This is a genomic window from Pseudomonas sp. Irchel 3H3 (assembly GCF_900187635.1).
Taxonomy (GTDB): Bacteria; Pseudomonadota; Gammaproteobacteria; order Pseudomonadales; family Pseudomonadaceae; genus Aquipseudomonas.
In genome coordinates, this window is sequence record NZ_FYEC01000034.1 from 14,797 (window position 1) to 35,910 (window position 21,114).

A 21,114-nucleotide genomic window follows, 5' to 3' on the forward strand; every position below is an offset into this window, starting at 1 on the left:
GATTTGACGGTCGACCTCTGCAGCAGGTGCGGCAAGCAATCAGGCGAGCCCAACATGGGCCGCCAGGGGCACGACAGGAAGTCGGGAGCCAACAATAGCATTGAGGACTCTCTTCGCATGTTTACCCTTTTGCGCCGGCTTGGCCTGGCACTGATCACCCTGGGCGCCATCTGTACTCCGGCGTTCGCCGCCAATACCTCACAACAGGCGTTATACAACAGCCTCGCCCACGCTGCCCCGGAACTCAATCCCCAAGCACTAAAAAGCGCCCTGAGCGCCATGCAATGTGCGGTCAGCAGCGGTGCCCAGCGCGCCGAGCACCTGGCAGTGATCGACTATTCCCAGCCTTCGACCGCGCGCCGCCTGTGGATATTCGACCTGCGCAAAAAATCCCTGGTGCTGCGCGACCTGGTGGCCCATGGGCAAATGTCCGGGGAAAACTTCGCCACCCAATTCTCCAATCGCATGGGCAGCTACCAGTCGAGCCTGGGCCTGTTCCGCACCCAGGAAAGCTATCAGGGCGCCCACGGTTATTCGTTGCGCATGGACGGCCTGGAGCCGGGCTTCAACGATCTGGCCCGCGATCGCGCGATCGTGATCCATGCCGCCGATTACGTGAACCCATTGTGGAGTGAGCGTCAGGGCCGGATCGGCCGCAGCCAGGGTTGCCCGGCGGTACGCCCGCAGGTGGCGCGCCAGGTGATCGATAAACTCAAGGATGGCCAGTTCATGTTTTCCTGGTACCCGGACCAGCGCTGGCTGAAGTCCTCGCCCTACCTCAACTGCCAGCCGCGCCAGGTGGCCAGTATCCTGAGTGCCAACAAGGGGTAACGGGTCACCGCCAGGACAAGCAAAAGCACGCGCATCTGGCTATGCTGCAAGCCATGACAGCCTCATTGCCGATTCGCCAACCCTGCCCACCCGGCGCCTGCGATTGCGGGCGTGAGGCCTTGCTCGACCTGCCCGGCGCCGACCCGCGCATCCTCCACCTGACCCGCCAGGAAGAAAAACGCTTGCTCGAGCGCCTGGAGAACCTCAAGAGCCTTGCCGACCTGGAGCATCTGCAGCAACGGATGTTCGAGCAGTTGGGCATCGGCGTGGAAATCAGCCCCAGCTTCCACGAGGTGCGCAGCATGCGCGGCATCGGCATTCGCCTGCGCGACCAACCGGGGCTGTGCCGCAAGACCCGACAAGCGATCCCGGCGGCGATTCGCCGGGGCCTGGAAAACCATCCGCAAATCGCCTACGAACTGCTCAACGCCAACGACCTGCTGCGTGATGCCTGAGGCTCAACTGCCCGTCTTGACCTTGCTCCAGACCCGGGTACGCACCCGTTCCATCTTCAGCGGCAAGGGTTCCAGCGGGTACAAGGTGGTCATGGTCTGCGGGCTCGGGTAGACACCCGGATTGTCGCGCACCTTCTGCTCCACCAGCGCCGTGGCGTCCTTGTTGGCATTCGGGTAGCCGAGGTAGTTGGAGGTCGCCGCGATCACGTCGGGGCGCAGCATGTAGTTGATGAAGCTCAGGCCCTGTTGCGGGTGCGGCGCGTCTTTGAGCAGCACCAGGTTCTCGACCCAGACCGGCGCGCCCTCGCGGGGGATGCGGTACACCAGGTTGCGCCCATTGCCGGCCTTGGCCGACGCCAGTTGCGCGTCATACACCCCACCCGACCAACCGAGCACCACGCAGACATTGCCATTGGCCAGGTCCGAGATAAACCGCGAAGAGTCGAAGTAACGAATGTACGGCCGGATCTTCAGCAACAGCGCCTCGGCCTTGCGGTAGTCCTCGGGGTTCTGGCTGTTGTAGGGCAGCCCGAGGTAATGCAGGGCGATCGGAATGATCTCGCCGGGCGAATCGAGCATGGCCACCCCGCACTGGCTGAGTTTGGCGATGTTCTCCTGCTTGAAGATCAGGTCCCAGGAATCCACCGGGGCGTCGGTGCCCAGCAGCGCCTTGACCTGGTCCGCATCGTAGCCGACCCCGGTGGTGCCCCACAGGTAGGGTGCCGCGTAGCGGTTGCCCGGATCATTGTGCTGGACCTTGGCGAGGATCTCCGGGTCCAGGTGGGGCAGGTTCGGCAACTGGCTGCGGTCCAGTTCCTGGAGCACCCCGGCCTTGATCAGGTTGGGCAGCAGTTCGCTGCTGGCCACCACCACGTCATAGCCGCTGCGCCCGGCCATGAGCTTGCTTTGCATCACATCGCCGTTGTCGAACACGTCGTAGATCGTGGCGACCCCGGTTTCCTGCTGAAAGTTTTTGGTCGCATCCGGAGCGATGTAGTCGTACCAGTTGTAGATCGAGACGCTGGGCTCGGCGGCGTTGACGCCGCTTATTGCCAGGCTGAGCACGGCGGCCGCGGCCAGTTGCAGACTGCACAGTAGTTTCATCGCAAGACTCCAGGACAACGGCATGCGCACGCTGCCGGCTACCGGTAAAGGTTAAGGAACGCGCCGTCTGCGGCGCTGATGCAAAAGACTCAGTCAATCAGCAGTTCGCGGCGCCCATCGCCGTGCTCGATCTGCCGGCAGGCCAGTGGCAGGCGCCGGTCCTTGAGGTAGTCGTAGTCCTTGCGTGAACGTTGCAGCTCGCTGAAATCCAGCTCCACCACCTGCCGACATTCCTCGCGCCCGGCCTCGAACAACAACCGTCCCGAGGGATCGACCACCGAGCTGGCACCCGCAAAGACCAGGCCGCCATCGCCTGCCCCACAACGATTGACCAGCACCGCAAACGCCTGGTTTTCCTGGGCGCGGGCGAGGATCGCGGTGCGGTGCACCGGGCCGAAGGGGTCCATGTTGGCGTTGCAGACCAGCATCAGGTCGACCCCCAGTTGCGCCAGCGCACGGGCCGGCTCCGGGAACTCGATGTCGTAGCAGATCAGCAGCCCGACCCGCACGCCCTTGTACAGGGTCGTGCCGAAACGATCGCCGGGTTGCACCGCACCACGCTCCGACGGCCACAGGTGGGTCTTGCGGTAGCGCAAGGCAATGCCCTGGGGGGTCAGCAGCAACGAGGTATTGTAGAAATCTTCGCCATCACGCTCGGCGATGCCCACGACCGCCGCCATATCCCGCTCGCGCAAGGCCTGAAGCACCGCCTGAACGCTGGGCCCATCGGCCGCCTCGGCCACTTCGCCGAGTTGCGCGGCGCTGGCAAAGCCCATCAATTGGGTCTCGGGGAACACCAGCAAGTCGGTGTCCGGGGCGCAGGTGGCAATGGCGTGCAGCGTGCGTTGCAGGTTGTACGCCGTGTCACCATCGCGACCGGCCAGTTGTACCAGTTCAATCTTCATGGGTTGTCCTTCGAGCTATCCGACCAGGCAGCCCGTTTTCAGGCTGTGGCCGAGTATGGGGCGCCAGCCAGGGCTCACGGAATCCCGTCGAAGGGGTACCCCTGAAGGGGTAGAGGCGGTTTCAGTGCGGCGCAGGCATGGCGGCAAACAGCACGTTGACCTCGGGAAACCGCGAGATGAAGTCCGCCGGCATCGGTGCCACCTTGCCGGCGCCGTAGTCGAAGAACACAAACCCCGACTTGGCCAGCGCCACCAGCGTGCCATCGACTGGCCGGGTGATGCGAAAGATGATGTCGCCCCCGTACTTGTTGAGGTCCATCAACCCCACTTCGAACAGCAAGCGATCACGGGCGTGGGCTTCGGCGCGATAGACCGTCGCCAGGTCCGTGACAATGATGCCCTCCTCACTCACGCCATACTCGAACAACATCCGCGCCCGGGCTTCGGAGATCATCGAGATCATCGAGTCGTTGGCCAGGTGGTTGGCGGCGTTGACGTCGGTCACCCGCACGGTCAGGGCGGTGGCGTAGAAAAACGGATTGTGGGGAAACTCCAGGTGCAGGCGGGCCATGGCGGGTCTCGTGGCAGGAAAAGAGGCAGCCACTGTTAGTCAGGCGCGGGAAATTTGGGACAGCGCTATCAGACAAATTGCGATCACATGCACCACTGCTCATGGATATTTGCATTCAACGGCGCTCGCCTAGAAGATGACGGCAGCACGATCGCTTCGGCGCTGACTATCCTGATGTAATTGAGCCCGTCGGGCTCGCGACCATCGTTCTCAGGGAATCCAGAATGACAGCAAGACAAGTAATCAATGCGTCGGTGAGCCCAAAAGGCAGCCTGGAAACACTGTCCCAACGCGAAGTACAACAACTGAGCGCCGCGGGTACAGGCAGCATCTACTCGCTCTTTCGCCAGTGCGCCCTGGCCATCCTCAATACCGGCGCCCATGTCGACAACGCCAAGACCATCCTCGAAGCCTACCGCGACTTCGAGATCCGCATTCACCAGCAGGACCGTGGCGTACGCCTCGAACTGCTGAACGCCCCGGCCGATGCCTTCGTCGACGGCGAGATGATCGCCAGCACCCGCGAGATGCTGTTCAGCGCCCTGCGCGACATCGTCTACACCGAGAATGAGCTGGACAGCCAGCGCATCGACCTCAGTACTTCGCAAGGCATCAGCGACTACGTCTTCCACCTGCTGCGCAACGCCCGCACCCTGCGCCCCGGCGTGGAGCCGAAGATCGTCGTGTGCTGGGGCGGTCACTCCATCAGCACCGAGGAATACCAGTACACCAAGAAAGTCGGCCACGAGCTGGGCCTGCGCAGCCTGGACGTCTGCACCGGTTGCGGACCGGGCGTGATGAAAGGCCCGATGAAGGGCGCAACCATTTCCCACGCCAAACAGCGAATCACCAACGGCCGCTACCTGGGCCTGACGGAGCCTGGGATCATCGCCGCCGAGGCACCGAACCCGATCGTCAACGAGCTGGTGATCCTGCCGGACATCGAGAAACGCCTGGAAGCCTTCGTCCGCGTCGGCCACGGCATCATCATTTTCCCCGGCGGCGCCGGCACGGCCGAGGAGTTCCTGTACCTGCTCGGGATCCTGATGCACCCGGACAACCGCGACCTGCCCTTCCCGGTGATCCTCACTGGCCCGCGCAGTGCCGCGCCGTACTTCCAGCAACTGCATGCCTTCGTCGGCGCCACCCTGGGCGAAGAAGCGCAAAGCCACTACGAGATCATCATCGATGACCCGGCCCAGGTGGCCCGGCAGATGGTCCAGGGGCTCAAGGCGGTCAAGCAGTTCCGCCGCGAGCGCAACGACGCCTTCCACTTCAACTGGCTGCTGAAGATCGACGAGGGTTTCCAGCGTCCGTTCGACCCGACCCACGAAAACATGGCCAGCCTGCAACTGCGCCTCGACCTGCCCGCCCATGAACGGGCGGCCAACCTGCGCCGGGCGTTCTCCGGGATTGTTGCCGGCAACGTCAAGGACATGGGTATTCGCTTGATCGAGGAACATGGCCCTTACGAGATCCATGGCGATGCGGCAATCATGCAACCGCTGGACAAACTGCTGCAGGCCTTTGTTGCCCAGCACCGGATGAAACTGCCCGGCGGCGCGGCGTACGTGCCGTGCTACCGGGTCATCAGCTAACAACCGCTGTAGCCGCTGGCGCAGGCAGCGCCAGCGGGTTACCCAGTCCCGGGCTGATTATTTCGCGCCGTAGACGTCGAAATCGAAGTACTTGTCGTTGATCCGCCCATAGGTACCGTTGGCCAGGATGGTCGCCAGTGCCTTGTTCAGGTCTTCGCGCAGCTCGACGTCGGCCTTGCGCACGCCGATACCGTCGCCCACACCGAAGAACTTTGGGTTGTCGAGGGTGGCACCGGAAAACTCATAGCCCTGGCCCTGCGGTTTATTGAGAAAGCCGTAACTGGCCTGGATCGAGCCTTGCAACGAGGCGTCGAGCCGGCCCACCACCAGATCGTTGTAGACCTGATCCTGATTCTGGTAGGACAACACATCGACGCCCTTCGAGCCCCAGACCGCCTTGGCGAACGCTTCCTGGGTCGAGCCCTGCTCGACGCCGACACGCTTGCCCTGGAGCGACTCGACGGTTGGCTGCAGATTCGCCCCGCGCTTGATCACCAGGCGTGCCGGGGCGTTGGAGACCTTGTCGGTAAAGGCGATCATTTCCTGGCGTTTGGCGGTGACCGTCATCGAGGAAGCAATGGCGTCGAATTTGCGCGCCAGCAAACCAGGAATCATCCCGTCCCAACTGCTTTCCACCCACACACACCGGGCCTTGAGCTCGTCACACAGTGCTTGGGCGATGTCGACGCCAAAGCCGGTCAGGCTGCCATCCTGGTTTTTGTATTCCAGTGGCGGATAGCTCGGATCAACTCCCAGGCGCAACACTTTGCCCGACCAGTCCGCCGCGCCTGCCAGGCCGGAGGCGCTGATCAGGGTCAGGGAAATCGCTGCGATCATCTTGTTCATTATTGTTGTGCTCCAGAGTTGGCTCAGCTGTGGCGTGAAATCGCCGCCTCGACAGGTAAAAAGGCCTCGACCAGCTTCACCCAGTAACTCGCCCCGATGGGCAGGCAGTCATCATTGAAGTCATAGCCGGGGTTGTGCAACACACAGCCGCCCTCACCCGGGCCGTTGCCGATCACCAGGTAACTGCCGGGGCATTGTTCGAGGATGAAGGCAAAGTCTTCACTGGCGGTAAAGGGCCGCAGGTCCTCGATCAAATGCTCCGCCCCCAGCCAGTCCTGCGCGACCTGACGGGCGAACGCGGTTTGCCCGGCATCGTTGATCAGCACCGGGTGACAGTGCTGATAGTCGATCTCCGCCCGTGCGCCAAAACTCGCGGCCTGGCCGTGCACCAGCTCGGTGATGCGCTGCTCCAGCAACTGCCGTACCTGGGGGGTCAGCGCGCGCACGCTCAGGCTCATTTCAGCAGATTCGGCGATCACATTCGACGCCGTGCCGGCATGGATCGAGCCCACCGAGACAATCGCCACGTCCTGCGGATTGACGTTGCGCGAGACAATGCTTTGCAAGGCCATCACGATTGATGCACAGACCAGCACCGGGTCCACCGCCTTGTGCGGTACCGCGCCATGACCGCCCACCCCGATCACCTTGATCGTCACCGTATCGGCCGAGGCCATGAACGCACCGCTGTAAAAACCCAGGTGCCCGGCAGGATGACCAGGCACGTTGTGCATGGCGAAGATCGCATCACAGGCAAAACGCTGGAGCAACCCGTCGTCGAGCATCGCCCGCGCCCCGCCCAGGCCTTCTTCGGCTGGCTGGAACACCAGGTGCACAGTGCCGCTGAAAGCGCGGGTTTGCGCCAGGTGCTTGGCCGCCGCAAGCAGCGTGGCGGTATGCCCGTCGTGGCCGCAGGCGTGCATCACGCCGTGGTTGCGACTGGCGTACGGCAACCCGGTGGTTTCCACAATGGGCAGCGCGTCCATGTCGGCACGCAGCCCGATGGCCCGACCCGGTCCCGTGCGCAGGGTACCGACCACGCCGGTCCTGCCGACGCCGGTGCTGACCTCATAGCCCCATTGGCGCAGGCACTGCGCAACCAGTGCGCTGGTGGTGAACTCCTCGAAGCCCAGCTCCGGGTGGGCGTGGATGCGCTGGCGCAGGGTGATCATTTCCTCCTGCAGTGCGGCGATTCCCGGCAGGACATGGCCCGTCAGCATGCTGCTACTCCTCAATGGCTAGGGTGGGTGGCTGGCATCGATCTTATGCAGCCTGGCGTAGGCTGGGGAGGCGCAGTTTGGTTATGATGACAACCCTTGGTTGTCACATCGGTGAGCGGATGAAACTGCATCAATTGCAAGCCCTGGTCAGCAGCGCCGAGACCGGCAGCATTCGCGCCGCCGCCCGTGCGCTGAACCTGTCCCAGGCAGCCGTGACCAAGGCCCTGCGCGAACTGGAAAGCGCGCAACAGTTACCGCTGTTCGTCAGGACGGCCAGCGGCCTGAACTTCACCGAATACGGCAAGGTGCTGGTGACCCACGCCCGGCTGGTACTCAAGCAACTGGAGCGTGCGCAAACCGAACTCGATGAGCTGCGCGGCCAGCACCGCGGACGACTGTGCGTCGGCGTCACGCCGTGGGTCGCCCTGACCTTCCTGCCGGAAGTGGTGCTGGCCTTTCGTGAGCGGATGCCGGACATCCAGCTGGAACTGTTCGAGAGCCTGATGGCGGTGGCGCAACCGCTGCTGCGCGATGGCAGCATGGACTTTGCCATCGGCCAGTTGCACCCGACCCAGGCAAGCCCCGAATTTGCCTGTCAGCCCCTGCTCGACTACCAGACCGCAGTGCTGGTCCGCCAAGGTCACCCGTGCCAGGACGCCCGTTCGATCCACGACCTGCTGGAGCAGAACTGGACCCTCAACTACGCCCCCGATGGCCATGATGCCCTGATGCACGAGCTGTTCTGGCGCCACCACGCGCAGGTTGCCGAACAACGCATCGTGCGGGCCCAGTCACTGGCGATCCTGCAGATGCTGGTGGAGCGCGCCGACATGTGCACCTGGGGCCCGGCGTTGCTGAGCAGCGCCCCGTCCTTCCTCGGCCGCCTGGTGGCGCTCGACCTCAAGGAGCCATTCGAGCCACGTCAACTGAGCATTGTCACCCGCCGCAATGGCTCGCTGAGCCAGGCTGCGCAGTGTTTTGCCGACTGCCTGCTGCAGGTGATCCGCCGTCACGCCCGCTCGGCGAAAAAACCCGACCGGGCACTGTTCGAGACCTTGCGCGTACTGGTGTGAGGCGCTGCTCAGCCGACCGAGAGCATCCACCTCGACACTTATTGCTCGGGCGCCACCACCCGAAAACGGATGCTGATTTCGTTAGAGACCACTCCGTAGTCCGCCCACTCGCCATCACCAATATTGAAGTCGCCACGCTTGAGAATGAAGGTGCCGTCAAAAACACCGATACCGCCATCCGGCTTCAGGGCGATCTGTGCGCCGACCTCACGGGTCAGGCCCTTGAGCGTCAGTTGGCCGTCAACCTGGTACAGGTTATCGCCCAGGGCGGTGACGCTTTGCGATTCGAACCGGGCCTGGGGATAGACCGCCGTGTCGAACCAACCGGGCTTTTGCAATTCGCTATTGGCGTCGGGGTTGCCGGCGTCAATGCTGGTCAGCTCGATGATGATCCCGGCATGCGCCGCCGAGGGGTTGGTCGAGTCGAAATCGATGGTCGCCTCGAACCGGCTGAAAGTGCCGTAGACCCGGGCGCCCATCTGGTTGTAGGTGAAGCTGACCTGGCTGGCGCTCGGGTTGACTTGCCGGTACTGCGCCGCACTCGACGAGCCGCACGCGAGCATGGCGAGCACCAGGGTGACGGTCGCTGTTCGATGGTTCATGACAGGCTCCAGCCGGCAGTCAGGGATCAGCTTTTTGGCGGAACGCCAGCATGCGGCGCAGCACGTCATCGCGGTCGATGAAGTGATGCTTGAGCGCCGCACCGGTATGCAGCAGGACCAGCGCCAGCAGGCCGTAATTCAGGCTTTGATGCAGCGTCAGCAAGCGCTCGCCCAGGGCTTCGTCCTTGGCCAGCAGGTCCGGCAGGGGCAAGATGCCGAACCAGGCAGTCTGGAAACCCTTGGCTGAACTCATCAGCCAGCCGCTCAAGGGGATGATCAGCATCAGCCCATACATCAGGCCGTGGGTCAGCCGCGAGACTCGACGCAACAACACCGGCACGCTGGCGGGTAGCGGTGGCGCAGCATGGCTCAGGCGCCAGCCGAGGCGGATCAGCACCAGCAGGAACAGGCTGACCCCGGCCCACTTGTGCCACGAATAAAGCTTGAGCTTGGTCGGCGACAGGGCCAGGTCCGGCATGTAGAGACCCAGGGCAAAGGTGCCGATCAGTCCCAGCGCTACCAACCAGTGCAGGTACACCGCCGTGCGGGTGTAGCTATCGTTCATGAGTGCTCCGTGCCGATCGCTACAGTGTTGATCCACCCTGGCACTTGTGCAAATGCGCGCATGACCCTTGGTCCTTTAGTGCTGGCATTCCTGGCGCTGGCGACCATAGTTAGACGTCCCGGGCTTGCTGGCCTGGGGGCTTATCAATGGCAATCAGAGGTCACGATGAACATCCTGATGGTACTGACTTCCCACGACCGGCTCGGCGACACCGGCGAGAAGACCGGGTTCTGGCTGGAAGAGTTCGCCGCACCCTACTACGTGTTCAAGGACGCCGGGGTCAACGTGACCCTGGCCTCGCCCAAGGGCGGGCAACCGCCGCTCGACCCGAAGAGCGACGCCCCCGACGCACAGACCGAGGCTACCCAGCGCTTTCGCGAGGACCCGGTGGCCTTCCAGGCGCTGGCCCATACCGAGCCGCTGGCCCAGATCAAGGCCAGCGACTTTGACGCGGTGTTCTACCCAGGCGGTCATGGTCCGCTGTGGGACCTGGCCGAAGACCGCGACTCCATCGCCCTGATCGAAGCGCTGTATGGCGCCGGCAAACCGGTGGCCGCGGTGTGCCATGCGCCAGGGGTGTTGCGCCACACCCAGGCCCAGGGGCAGCCGCTGGTCAAAGGCAAGTCGGTGACCGGCTTCACCAATTCCGAGGAAGCGGCCGTCGGCCTGACCGAGGTGGTGCCGTTCCTGGTGGAGGACATGCTCAAGGCCCACGGCGCGCACTACTCCAAGGGCGAGGACTGGCAGTCGTATGTGGTGGCCGACGGCAACCTGATCACCGGGCAGAACCCGGGGTCATCGGCAGCGACGGCCGAGGCGACCTTGCAACACCTGGGACTCTGAGCCCTGCCGCTGGCGGGATTTGTGGCCAATGCTGCAAGTCCCGGCGGCCCATTTATGTATAAAATGCCGCACCTTTGACTTGCCGGCCCCTGCTCGATGACCCCTGAAGCCCTCGCCACCCTGCACGACCATCTGTTGACGGCCCTGGCAGCCCCACCCGCAGAAACCCGCCGCCTGTTTCACGGACGCGGGCGTTGCTGGCCGGGCCTGGAGCAACTGACCGTGGACTGGCTACAGGGCATTGTGCTGGTCGCGCTGTTCAAGGAACCCGAACCGCAGCAGTTGCAGGCCTTGCAACAGATGCTGCGGCAGATCAGCCAGACGCCGCAGTGGCAGGCGAGCGCGGCCCACACGCTGCTGTTGCAACACCGCTATCTGCCACAAAGCACCACCGAGTGGCTGCTGGGGCCGGAAATCGACGAGTGGACGCTGACCGAAGGCGGCCTGCGCTATCGCATCGACCTGGGTAAAAAGCAGAACGCCGGCTTGTTCCTCGACATGCGCTACGGGCGCAACTGGGTCAAGGCCCAAGCCCAAGGCAAGCGGGTGTTGAACCTGTTCGCCTACACCTGCGGCTTCTCGGTGGCGGCCATCGAGGGCGGCGCCGAGCATGTGGTCAACCTCGACATGTCCCGTGCCGCCCTGAGTCGCGGGCGCGACAACCACCGCCTGAACGGCCACGACCTGAGCCAGGTGAGCTTCCTCGGCCACGACCTGTTCAAATCCTGGGGCAAGGTGATCAATAACGGACCTTACGACCTGGTGATCATCGATCCGCCGTCGTTCCAGAAAGGCAGCTTCCTACTGACCAAGGACTATCAACGGGTGTTGCGTCGCCTGCCGGAACTGCTCGCGCCGCAGGGCACGGTGCTGGCCTGTATGAACGACCCGGCCTTCGGCGCCGACTTCCTGATCGACGGCGTCACCCGCGAAGCCCCGAGCCTGCGTTTCGTCGAACGCCTGGACAACCCGCCGGAGTTTCCGGATATCGATGTGCAGAGCGGCTTGAAGGCGTTGGTCTTCACCCTGGCGGACTGAAAGGCGCAGCCCTGGGCTTACTCCAGCGCCGCCAACGGGCTCTCGTGGCTCATGGGCGGCACCATGCCCTGGCACGCCAGCAACCATTGCCTGAACGCCCCGGCCGGAAGCGGTACCGAGAAGAAGTAGCCCTGCCCGACCTCGTAGCCTTGCGCCTTGAGGATGTCGCGCTGGGCCGCGTGCTCGATGCCTTCGGCCACCACCAGCAAGGACAAGCCCCTGCCGATGCCAATCACCGATTCGCTGAGGGCGCGGCAGGAGGCATCGCACTCCAGGTCATCGACAAAACTCTTGTCCAGCTTCAGCTCACTGATCGGCAGGTGGCGCAAGTAACCCAGGCTGGAATAACCGGTGCCAAAGTCATCGATGGCCAGGCGCACCCCCAGGGCATGCAGCTCTTTCAAGGTTTGCTCGGTGCCGGGGCTGTTTGACAGCAACACCCCCTCCGTGACCTCCACGCACAAATCCGCCGCCTGCAATTCGTAGCGTTGCAACTGCTGGGTAATCTGCGCCGCCAGATTGAGATTGTGAAAGTTGATCGGCGACAGGTTGATCGACAGCGACGGCACCGTCAGGCCCTGCTCGCGCCACTGCGCCAGCTGACCGCAGGCGGTTTGCAGCACCCACTGGCTCAGCTCATTGATCAGCCCGCACTCCTCGGCCAGGGGGATGAAGCGCTCCGGCGAGATAATGCCCAGGGTTGGATGATCCCAACGCGCCAACGCCTCCACCCCCACCAAGGTCCCGCTGTGCAGATTGATCTGCGGTTGATACACCAGCTCCAGGCCCTCACCAGCAAGGGCCATGCGCAGCGCGGTCTCGAGAATCAGGCGACTCTGGGCGATCCGGTTCATCTCTTCGAGGAAAAAACTGAAGCTGCCGCGTTCGGCGCGCTTGGCCTGGTACATCGCAATGTCGGCGCACTGCAGCAAGCTTTCCATGTCCTGGCCGTCACCGGGAAACAGGCTGATGCCGATGCTGGCCGACAACACCACCGAGGTCCCGGCAATGGGCGCCGGAAAACTCAGTACGCGCTTGAGCCGTTCAAGAAACCGCGTGACCTGGGTCGCGTTGCGTCGCGGCAAAACCAGCACGAACTCATCCCCGGACAAGCGCCCGACGATGTCCGACTCACGCAGCACACTGCTCAGGCGCTGGGCCATGACTTGCAACAGTTCGTCGCCGGCCGCATGGCCAAGGGCATCATTGACCTGCTTGAAGCGATCCAGGTCGACAAACAGCACTGCCAGTTCGGCCTGCTCCCTGGCCACTTCGGCAATGGTTCGTTGCGCCTTGGCCAGCAGCAGGTTGCGGTTGGGCAAGCCGGTCAAGCCATCGTAATACGCCATCCGGCGAATGGCCTGGCGCGCTTCCTCACGCTCCAGCGCCAACATGCACAGGTGCGTACCGGCGGTCACCAGGTGCGCATGCAAGGTATCGGGCCCGCGGCACTCGCGAAAATACAGGGCGAAGGTGGCGGCCACGCGGCCGCAGCTGTTGCGCACCGGAATCGACCAGCACGCGCGCAACCCCGCCTTCTCGGCCAGCGCCTTGTAGTCCGCCCACAGCGGGTCGTGATTGATGTCGGTGACCAGCACCGGCTTGCCCCGGTAGGCCGCCGTGCCGCAGGAACCGGCAATCGGCCCGATCGACAGGCCTTCGATTGCCCGCGAGTACTCTACTGGCAAGCCGGGGCTGGCCAGCGGGTGCAGGATGCCGTTGGAGTCGACGCTGAGGATCGAGACGATGACTTCCGGGGCGATGCGTTCGATTTCCTGGCACATCAGGGCCAGTACGTTTTCCAGCGACTCTTCCTTGAGCAGCGCGCCGACCACCTTGTCCTGCAGCACCTCATGCAATTTGAAGCGGGTGATGTCGGTGAGCACGATCACCGTGTTGTCGACCTGCCCCCGGGCATCGAACACCGGGGCCGAGGACACATGCACCCACAGCCGTTGGCCGTTGCGCTTGCTGATCAAGGCGCTGACTTCATGGGGCGCGCCACCGAACATCCGCTCCAGTTCAGGTAGCACCGGCACATCGACCTCGGTGTCGAGCACAAAAAACATCAGCGGCGACAGCCCAAGAACTTCTTCGCGGCTGTAGCCGAGCAGTTGCACCAGGCCGTCATTGACGTAGAGCAGGCGCGCAGCGGCGTCGACAATGCAGGTGGCCGAGCGGGTGGCATTGACCGACAGCGACAGCAGGCGGTGTTCGATGTCCTGGAGGCGGGTCTGGGTGATGTCCTTGAGAAAGGCCGCATAGAGGGTGCGGCCCTGCAGGGTGATCCTGGAGACGGACAGCGCGCCCCAGCGTGCCTGCCCATCCTTGCCCAGGATACTCAAGTCGTGGCTGCAACCGGGATCATCGGCCGTGCGCAGGGTTTCGGGAAACAGGCTGTCGACGTGACTGCCCACTACGTCCTGTCGCAGACAACCCCAGAACCGTTCGGCAGCGGCATTAAAAAACATCACTCGGCTCTGGTCGTCGATGACCACTACCGCATCGCCCCATTGCTCCAGGGTCTGCACGAAGAAGTCTTGCGCATCAATGCGCCGGGCCCGCCTGACTCTCGTGTCCATTGCAGTCACTTGTCCACTGCCACCACCGCCCAGCATCCTGGCCGCGTGTGGGGCGCCATAAGAACCCTCGGAACCGGAAGGAACCCATCTTCGCAGAGACGCTACATATTCTTGATTGATAGTGAATGACGGCAGTTATTCACTTTAGTTCGCCAAGCACAGCGCGACGCTTGTCAGTTGAAATCACAGGATAGACGCGAAGTGACGAGCCCATGAAAAATACCTCGGTCGCGTCGCTCCAGCGGTCTGCCACAGGCGACTAATGGTACTTGAGTGCACCCTGCCACCTTCCTACGATGAAACTACGCCACTGCTTGTTTTCTGCGGCAGCGGCGTGAGTGGCGAGTGCTCTGAACCCCAATCAAGCTTGCCACTGGCTCTACGTACAACTTGAGCCTCGGGGCTCTACTTTCTCCCCATCAAAGAGCTTTGAGGCTCTTTTTTGAGCAAGCCAAACGGGGACCGGTGTAGGCGCTGGCTTGCTGGCACCTGCACAGGCGGTTTGCTAGCCAACGTCGTGACCCAACCGCCCCTGCACAAACACCCGCGCCTTGGCCGTCAGTTGATCCAGATGGCGGTCGCGCTGTTTTTCCGCGTCGAGCATCGCCCGCTTGCCATTCTTCTGCAGCAGGTAGGTGTGGATCTGCCGCACTTCGGTGGAGCGGTAGATAGGCGCGATATCCAGTACCGCAATCAGGCCGTCTGTCACGCGGTCGTGGGTGTTCATCAGCACCTGCGGTCCGCGCACGCCCAGGACCTGCAAGCCCATTGCCTCGAAGTACGGCACCTTGGCCACGGCACAGGTCAGTTCGGCATGCGGGTAGCGGCCGAGCATGTCCTGGACCATGGCGCGGGCGATGCCATGGCGACGATGGCTGGCGTGTACGGCCATATAGGCCACGCCGCAGGCATGCGGATCATCCTTGACCGGCAGGTACAGCAAAAAGCCGACGACCTTCGAGGGGTCCTCGGCGTCCAGCGCGACGATCAATTCGACGCTTAGGCCCTGGGTGCCATCGAGGGCCTGCAGGTAGAGGTGGACCTCGTAGCCCACTGCGTATTGATAGATCGCGAACAACGGGTTGCTCGGTGGCAAGGCGACGCTGCTGATGTCGGTCAGGTTGTCGACCACCAGTTGCAGGATCTGGTCGGTCACGTGCTCGGAGCACGGGGTATCGAAGTGGCTAAGGGTAAACATCAATCGGGGCTCCGAGGGGAAAGTCCTGGAAAAAGGCAGGCAATGATCAGGCCTGGGTTTTCAGCGCCGTCAGCCACTCGGGGTTTAGGCGGGTCTGTTCGGTCTCCAGCCCCAGCGCCTCCATGGCTGCTTTGTGCTGGTCCATTTCACGCACCAGTTGCGCATGGCTGCTGGAGTTGGCGTCCAGCTCGTGCATCTGCGCCAGCCCCAGGTGGTAAAAGCGCAGCAGCTTCATCGCGCTCGGGTTGCCGGCGGCGACCGCATCGGTGACCTGGTGCATGACGTTGGTGATGCGCATCAGGCTGCGCTTGAGCTGCCAGCCGTAGACGGCGGCGGCCATCCAGGGTTGCGACCAGAACTTGAGTTTCATCAGCGCCGCGCTGACCAGCACCGCCGCGATTACCCCGCCGAGGTTGTAGCGAAAGTTATCGCCACCCGGCTCGCCCAGCACCATCACCGCCAGCGTCGACAAAGCCATCGCCAGCACAATGAACAGCACGGCAATGATCAGGGTGCTGCGGCGCGTCTGCTGGCGAAAGGTTTCGGGGTTCCACGGCTTGATCTCAAACATCAGGGGGCAGCGCTCTTTGGCAAGGTGAACAGAGAATTGCCCGGCATTATCGCCCGTAGCGCCGGTAACAGACACGTTTAATCCACATCGCCATCTGGTCCTCGCTTGATCTGCGGAACTCCTGAGCCGCACCGCGCATCATATGGGTATGTGACACACCCTTTGGCTTCACGCTTTTGGAGGACTCACCATGCGCCGTCTACTGCTCGTGCCAACGCTTGCGCTCTGCCTGCCCTTCGGATCGGCCATGGCCGATGTCGATGCCAAGGATGTCGCCACTTCAGCGGGGGTCTCTGCGTCGCTGTACTCGACCTTCAAGGACGACAAGATCGTCGTCCCCGCCCGCGATGACCTCTCCAGTTTCGTCGCCAGCGGCGGCACCATCCGCGGCGCCTACCTGGAATCCGTGCTCAAGCAGATGCGCCAGGACCACCCTGGCCTCAATGCCACGGACGAAGAACTGGCCCAGGCGCTGCTGACGCAGACACCGCCTTCGCCCGGTCAGTAAGCTCGCCCTCTCGCTATTACCCACTTAACTTAAGTGGGAGCGAGCCTGCTCGCGATGGCGGTGTGTCAGGCACCATCGATGTTGGTTGTACTGGCCCCATCGCGAGCAGGCCGCAAGCGGGCGCTCGCTCCCACAGCGGTTTTGCCGGCTTGCAGATTTTGCGTACACCCACCAAACCCGTAGCAGCTGTCGAGCGTTCAGGCCAGCAGTTGGTTGATCCAACGCACCTGGCGGGTGATGTCCTGTACTTTTTCCGCGGGTACCGACGAGCCGGCCTGGGTGAAGTGGGCCAGGGTCTGCTGCTTGTGGCGCAGCAGGCGCTGCCACTTGAACAGGAATGCCGGGGTGCGTGCCTGCATCTGCAGGGGGCCGAAGTACAGTTGCTCGGGGCTGTAGCTCACCGGGCCGGTGCGCTCGGCAACGATGATTTCGTAGTCGAAGCGGTTTTCCCGCAGCACTTCCTCGCAGAGGATGGAATAACCATTGTCCATCAGCCATTGCCGCAGTGGCTGCTCGCCGCCGTTGGGTTGCAGGATCAGTCGCTCCTGGCCACTGAGGCGAGTCTTGCCACGCTCGAGAATGTCGCGGATGGTCTCACCGCCCATGCCGCAGATCGTCAGCGCGCTAATCTCGTCAGCTGCCTCGAGCGCCGCCAGGCCATTGGCCAAGCGCACGCTGATGCATGCCTGCAGGCCGTTGTCGCGCACCGTACGCTGGGCCGAGTGGAACGGTGTCGCGGCCAGTTCACCGGCCACCGCCGCCGTGATGGCGCCACGGCGCATCAATGCCACCGGCAAGTAGCCGTGGTCGGAGCCGATATCGGCCAGGCGCGCACCGGCTGGCACATGGGCCGCCACGCGCTCCAGGCGCATGGACAAGGTGTGTTGGTTCAATGTTCAGCGCCTTGCGATCAAAAGTTGGCGGGCGTGTTCGCACTGATGATTTCCGCCTCGTCCGCGCCGATGTTGCGAAACCGGTGCGGCAGCGTGGTCGGAAAGTAATAACCATCCCCGGCGTTCAACACGCTGACCTGGCCATCCACGGTGAGTTCCACGGTACCCCGCGTCACCAACCCGCACTCCTCGCCTTCGGCATGCACGATCGGTTCTTCGCCCGAGCTGGCGCCCGGTGCGTATTGCTCGCGCAGCAGGCGCATCTGGCGGCTGGGCACCGAGGCGCCGATCAGCAGCAGGCGCAGGCCGTGGCGACCGAGGTCGGGCTGTTCGTTGGCGCGGAAGATGTATTGGTGTTCGCGCGGTGGCTGGTCGAAGGTGAAGAAGTCCGCCAGGGACATGGGGATGCCCTCCAGCAGTTTTTTCAGTGAGCTGACGGAAGGACTGACCCGATTCTGTTCGATCAGGGAGATGGTGGCATTGGTGACGCCGCTACGCCGGGCCAGCTCGCGCTGGGACAGCTTGTAGCTTTCGCGTACTAATTTGAGTCGAGAGCCCGTGTCCATGACAGCCTTATGTGAGAAAAACTTAAGGGTAGTGTGGGGGGATGGCGGGCGACTTGTGTCGCGAAAATCGCCGTTCCTCTGTCCCGAAGACGTGAAAGGCGGCTATTAAATCACGTTTTCCGCCCACGGCTCAGCAGCTTGGAGAAAGGCCGGATAAAAAACCGACGACCTTCCTCAAGACGGCCGTCGGCGAGCGTCAGACTAGATACCGAAACGGTCACGCATCGCGTAGTACACCGCGCCCATGGCGGTCAGTGGGGCCTGGAAGGTGCGGCCACCGAACATCGGCATGTGTGGCAGGGAGGCGAAGGCGTCGAAACGCTCGGCGTCGCCACGGATCATTTCCGCGATCAGCTTGCCGGCCAGGTGCGAACAGGTCACCCCGTGGCCGCTGTAGCCCTGCATGTAATAGGCGTTTTTCTCGATGCGACCAAATTGTGGCATGCGTGACATGGTCAGCAGGAAGTTGCCGGTCCAGCGGTAGTCGATCTTCACGTCCTTGAGCTGGGGGAAGGTCTTGAGGATTTTCGGCCGGATCAGTTGCTCGATGTCGTCCGGTTCGCGCGCGCCGTAGACCACACCGCCACCATAGAGCAGGCGGTTGTCGGCAGTCAGGCGGTAGTAGTCGAGCAGGTAGTTACAGTCTTCGACGCAGTAGTTGTTGCTGATCAGGCTCCTGGCGACTTTTTCCGACAGGGGCTCGGTGACCACGATCTGCGAACCGCAGGGCATGCTCTTGCGGGTGACGCGGTTGTCGAGGTCTTGCGGCAGGTAGGCGTTGCCGGCGATCAACAGGTACTTGGCGCGCACCACGCCCTTGGCCGTGCGCACGACTATGGGTTCGCCGTAGGTGATTTCCACCGCTGCCGACTGCTCGAAGATTTTTCCGCCAAGACTGAGGATGGCAGCCGCTTCGCCCAGGGCCAGGTTCAGCGGATGGACGTGGCCACCCTGCATGTCCAGCAGGCCACCGACATAGTTGCGGGTCCCGACTTCCTTGGCGATCTCTTGCGCGTCGAGCATCCGCAGGTGGTGGTTGCCGTAGCGCTCCCAACCGTTCTTCTGTTCGGCCAGGCCCTTGAGTTGTTTCTTGTTCAGCGCGGCGAAAATGCCACCGGGCTTGTAGTCGCACTGGATGTCGTATTGCTTGATCCGCGAGCGGATGATGTCCGCGCCTTCGAAAATCATGCTGCCCAGCACTTCGGCGGTCTTTTCGCCGTAGCGCTGCTCGATCACATCGACGTCGCGGCTGTAGGAATTGACCAGTTGCCCGCCGTTGCGCCCGCTGGCGCCGTAGCCGACCTTGGCGGCTTCGAGCACCGTGACGCTGTAGCCCGCTTCGCTGAGGAACAACGCCGAGGACAGGCCGGTGTAGCCGGCGCCGATCACACAGACGTCGCATTCCACCAACTCTTCGAGCACCGGGAAGTCGATGATCTCGTTGCGGGTGGCGGCGTAGTAGCTGTTTACATGTTTTTGCATGATTGAGTTCCCGCGCGGTGACACGCCAAAGGCCTGTCACCGCGACTGTCTAATAGGTCAGAGCTTGATCCAGGTGGCTTTGAGCTCGGTGTACTTGTCGAAGGCGTGCAGGGACTTGTCGCGACCGTTGCCCGACTGCTTGAACCCACCGAAGGGCGCGGTCATGTCACCGCCGTCGTACTGGTTGACCCACACGCTGCCGGCGCGCAGGCCCCGGGCGAAGGTGTGGGCCTTGCTCAGGTCGCGGGTCCAGACCCCGGCGGCCAAACCGAAGATGCTGTCGTTGGCGATCTGCAACGCTTCTTCTGCGGTGTCGAAGGTGATCAGCGACAACACTGGGCCGAAGATTTCTTCGCGGGCGATGGTCATGGCGTTGCTCACACCGTCGAAAATCGTCGGCTCCACGTACTGGCCACCGCTGTCCTCGAGGGTGCGGTTGCCGCCGGCGATCAGCTCGGCACCTTGCTCGCGGCCGATGGCGATGTAGCGCAGGATGTTGTCCAACTGACGTTGATCGACCACCGCGCCGACCCGGCTTGTCGGGTCCAGCGCGTGCCCGGGTTGCCAGGCTTGCAGGGCCTCTACCAGCAGCGGGATGAACTGCTGGCGAATCGAGCGCTCCACCAGCAGGCGTGAGCCGGCGGTGCAGACTTCGCCCTGGTTGAAGGCGATGGCACTGGCCGCCGCCTGCGCCGCCGCGCGCAGATCCGGCGCATCGGCAAACACCACGTTCGGACTCTTGCCGCCAGCTTCTAGCCAGACGCGCTTGAGGTTGCTTTGCCCGGCGTAGATCAGCAACTGCTTGGCAACCGCGGTCGAGCCGGTGAAGGCCAGGACGTCGACGTCCATGTGCAGCGCCAGTGCCTTGCCGACGGTGTGGCCGTAACCCGGCAGGACGTTGAACACGCCCTTGGGGATGCCAGCCTCTAGCGCTAGTTGGGCGATGCGGATGGCCGTCAGCGGGGACTTTTCCGACGGCTTGAGGATGAACGAGTTGCCTGCCGCCAGGGCCGGGGCGAACTTCCAGCTGGCCATGATCAACGGGAAGTTCCACGGCACGATGGCCGCCACCACGCCGGACGCTTCGCGGGTCACCAGGCCCAGTTGATCGTGGGGCGTGGCGGCGACTTCGTCGTAGAGTTTGTCGATGGCTTCGGCACTCCAGCGGATCGCGTTGGCGGTCGCTGGAATGTCGATGGCCATGGAGTCGCTGATGGGCTTGCCCATGTCCAGGGTTTCCAGCAGCGCCAATTCTTCCTGGTGCGCCAGGATCAGGTCGGCGAAGCGGATCAGGACGCGCTTGCGCTCAGCGGGGGCCAGCTTGCGCCATATACCGGATTCGAACGCCTGGCGGGCGACGAGCACGGCGGCATTGGCATCGGCTTCATCGGTGCTGGCGACGTTGGCCAGGAAGCGCCCGTCAACCGGGCTGATGCATTCGAAGGTGGCGCCGCTGAGTGCCGGAAGGTATTGACCATCGATGAAGGCGCGGCCTTCGATGCTTAAGGACTGGAAGCGTTGCTCCCAGTCGCTGCGAGTGTTTGTCATGGTTGTGACTCGACGCAGGGGAATAGGCTGTGGTCGGACTGAATGCCAGTCCCTTGAGGATTTGCAATGCAATCGCTGTGGGAGCGGGCTTGCCCGCGATTGCGATATCGCGGGC

At 63.1% G+C, this 21,114-nt stretch carries 21 protein-coding genes; 7 read left to right on the top strand and 14 right to left on the bottom strand.

The genetic code is table 11. The features are described 5' to 3' along the window. The first annotated feature begins 117 nt into the window (after window positions 1–117). Complete coding sequence (locus CKW24_RS24465) at window positions 118–831, top strand: murein L,D-transpeptidase catalytic domain family protein (RefSeq protein ID WP_095171006.1); 714 nt, start codon at window positions 118–120, stop codon at window positions 829–831. Window positions 832–884: 53 nt separating this feature from the next. Continuing rightward, window positions 885–1,286: a hypothetical protein gene (locus tag CKW24_RS24470; protein WP_095171073.1), complete on the top strand. Its 402-nt coding sequence runs from the start codon at window positions 885–887 to the stop codon at window positions 1,284–1,286. Window positions 1,287–1,289: 3 nt separating this feature from the next. Here the strand turns inward: CKW24_RS24470 and CKW24_RS24475 are convergent, their stop codons facing one another. The 3 genes from CKW24_RS24475 to CKW24_RS24485 all read right to left on the bottom strand — a co-directional run bounded on the left by CKW24_RS24475 (window position 1,290) and on the right by CKW24_RS24485 (window position 3,866). Further along, complete coding sequence (locus tag CKW24_RS24475; RefSeq protein WP_095171007.1) at window positions 1,290–2,390, bottom strand: polyamine ABC transporter substrate-binding protein; 1,101 nt, start codon at window positions 2,388–2,390, stop codon at window positions 1,290–1,292. Between the two features lie 89 nt (window positions 2,391–2,479). Continuing rightward, window positions 2,480–3,295 carry a carbon-nitrogen hydrolase family protein gene (locus tag CKW24_RS24480; protein ID WP_095171011.1) on the bottom strand — a complete coding sequence of 272 codons (816 nt, stop codon included), beginning with the start codon at window positions 3,293–3,295 and terminating at the stop codon, window positions 2,480–2,482. 121 nt (window positions 3,296–3,416) lie between these two features. Next, the gene (locus CKW24_RS24485; protein WP_095171012.1) at window positions 3,417–3,866 is read right to left on the bottom strand and encodes a thioesterase family protein; all 450 of its coding nucleotides are present in this window, start codon (window positions 3,864–3,866) and stop codon (window positions 3,417–3,419) included. Between the two features lie 224 nt (window positions 3,867–4,090). On the opposite strand from CKW24_RS24485, the gene ppnN reads away from it, so the two are divergent. Beyond that, window positions 4,091–5,464 carry a nucleotide 5'-monophosphate nucleosidase PpnN gene (gene ppnN, locus CKW24_RS24490; RefSeq protein ID WP_095171014.1) on the top strand — a complete coding sequence of 458 codons (1,374 nt, stop codon included), beginning with the start codon at window positions 4,091–4,093 and terminating at the stop codon, window positions 5,462–5,464. A 57-nt stretch (window positions 5,465–5,521) separates the two neighbouring features. On the opposite strand, the gene CKW24_RS24495 is transcribed toward ppnN, so the two are convergent. Continuing rightward, the gene (locus CKW24_RS24495) at window positions 5,522–6,310 is read right to left on the bottom strand and encodes an ABC transporter substrate-binding protein (RefSeq protein ID WP_095171016.1); all 789 of its coding nucleotides are present in this window, start codon (window positions 6,308–6,310) and stop codon (window positions 5,522–5,524) included. Between the two features lie 23 nt (window positions 6,311–6,333). Further along, window positions 6,334–7,530 (bottom strand): M20 aminoacylase family protein, encoded by a 1,197-nt coding sequence (locus CKW24_RS24500; RefSeq protein ID WP_095171019.1) that lies wholly within the window; start codon window positions 7,528–7,530, stop codon window positions 6,334–6,336. 119 nt (window positions 7,531–7,649) lie between these two features. Here CKW24_RS24500 and CKW24_RS24505 point away from each other — a divergent pair, with 119 nt between their 5' ends. Then, on the top strand, window positions 7,650–8,603 hold the full coding sequence (locus tag CKW24_RS24505) for a LysR family transcriptional regulator (protein WP_095171021.1): 954 nt from the start codon (window positions 7,650–7,652) through the stop codon (window positions 8,601–8,603). Window positions 8,604–8,641: 38 nt separating this feature from the next. Here CKW24_RS24505 and CKW24_RS24510 read toward each other — a convergent pair whose 3' ends face one another. Further along, window positions 8,642–9,205 carry a YceI family protein gene (locus tag CKW24_RS24510; RefSeq protein WP_095171023.1) on the bottom strand — a complete coding sequence of 188 codons (564 nt, stop codon included), beginning with the start codon at window positions 9,203–9,205 and terminating at the stop codon, window positions 8,642–8,644. A gap of 19 nt (window positions 9,206–9,224) precedes the next feature. Continuing rightward, a complete protein-coding gene (locus CKW24_RS24515) occupies window positions 9,225–9,770 on the bottom strand; it encodes a cytochrome b (RefSeq protein WP_095171025.1) in 546 nt (181 codons plus the stop codon). A 165-nt stretch (window positions 9,771–9,935) separates the two neighbouring features. On the opposite strand from CKW24_RS24515, the gene CKW24_RS24520 reads away from it, so the two are divergent. After that, window positions 9,936–10,613: a type 1 glutamine amidotransferase domain-containing protein gene (locus CKW24_RS24520; RefSeq protein ID WP_095171027.1), complete on the top strand. Its 678-nt coding sequence runs from the start codon at window positions 9,936–9,938 to the stop codon at window positions 10,611–10,613. A gap of 96 nt (window positions 10,614–10,709) precedes the next feature. Continuing rightward, complete coding sequence (locus tag CKW24_RS24525) at window positions 10,710–11,651, top strand: class I SAM-dependent methyltransferase (protein WP_095171029.1); 942 nt, start codon at window positions 10,710–10,712, stop codon at window positions 11,649–11,651. Between the two features lie 17 nt (window positions 11,652–11,668). Here the strand turns inward: CKW24_RS24525 and CKW24_RS24530 are convergent, their stop codons facing one another. The 3 genes from CKW24_RS24530 to CKW24_RS24540 all read right to left on the bottom strand — a co-directional run bounded on the left by CKW24_RS24530 (window position 11,669) and on the right by CKW24_RS24540 (window position 16,002). Then, entirely contained in the window at window positions 11,669–14,233 is a 2,565-nt protein-coding gene (locus CKW24_RS24530) for an EAL domain-containing protein (protein ID WP_256585538.1), read from the bottom strand. Between the two features lie 505 nt (window positions 14,234–14,738). After that, a complete protein-coding gene (locus CKW24_RS24535; protein WP_095171033.1) occupies window positions 14,739–15,431 on the bottom strand; it encodes a GNAT family N-acetyltransferase in 693 nt (230 codons plus the stop codon). Between the two features lie 46 nt (window positions 15,432–15,477). Then, entirely contained in the window at window positions 15,478–16,002 is a 525-nt protein-coding gene (locus tag CKW24_RS24540) for a DUF3087 domain-containing protein (protein WP_095171035.1), read from the bottom strand. A gap of 190 nt (window positions 16,003–16,192) precedes the next feature. Between CKW24_RS24540 and CKW24_RS24545 the strand changes: the two genes are divergently transcribed. Beyond that, entirely contained in the window at window positions 16,193–16,510 is a 318-nt protein-coding gene (locus CKW24_RS24545) for a DUF2388 domain-containing protein (protein WP_095171038.1), read from the top strand. A 197-nt stretch (window positions 16,511–16,707) separates the two neighbouring features. Here CKW24_RS24545 and CKW24_RS24550 read toward each other — a convergent pair whose 3' ends face one another. From CKW24_RS24550 to CKW24_RS24565, 4 genes are all read right to left on the bottom strand, one after another. Next, on the bottom strand, window positions 16,708–17,403 hold the full coding sequence (locus CKW24_RS24550) for a tRNA (adenine(22)-N(1))-methyltransferase TrmK (RefSeq protein ID WP_305886488.1): 696 nt from the start codon (window positions 17,401–17,403) through the stop codon (window positions 16,708–16,710). A 17-nt stretch (window positions 17,404–17,420) separates the two neighbouring features. Continuing rightward, a complete protein-coding gene (locus tag CKW24_RS24555; protein ID WP_027618083.1) occupies window positions 17,421–17,969 on the bottom strand; it encodes a cupin domain-containing protein in 549 nt (182 codons plus the stop codon). A gap of 201 nt (window positions 17,970–18,170) precedes the next feature. Beyond that, complete coding sequence (locus CKW24_RS24560) at window positions 18,171–19,451, bottom strand: FAD-binding oxidoreductase (protein ID WP_177440708.1); 1,281 nt, start codon at window positions 19,449–19,451, stop codon at window positions 18,171–18,173. Window positions 19,452–19,508: 57 nt separating this feature from the next. Next, on the bottom strand, window positions 19,509–20,999 hold the full coding sequence (locus CKW24_RS24565) for an aldehyde dehydrogenase (RefSeq protein ID WP_095171040.1): 1,491 nt from the start codon (window positions 20,997–20,999) through the stop codon (window positions 19,509–19,511). Window positions 21,000–21,114: the final 115 nt, after the last annotated feature.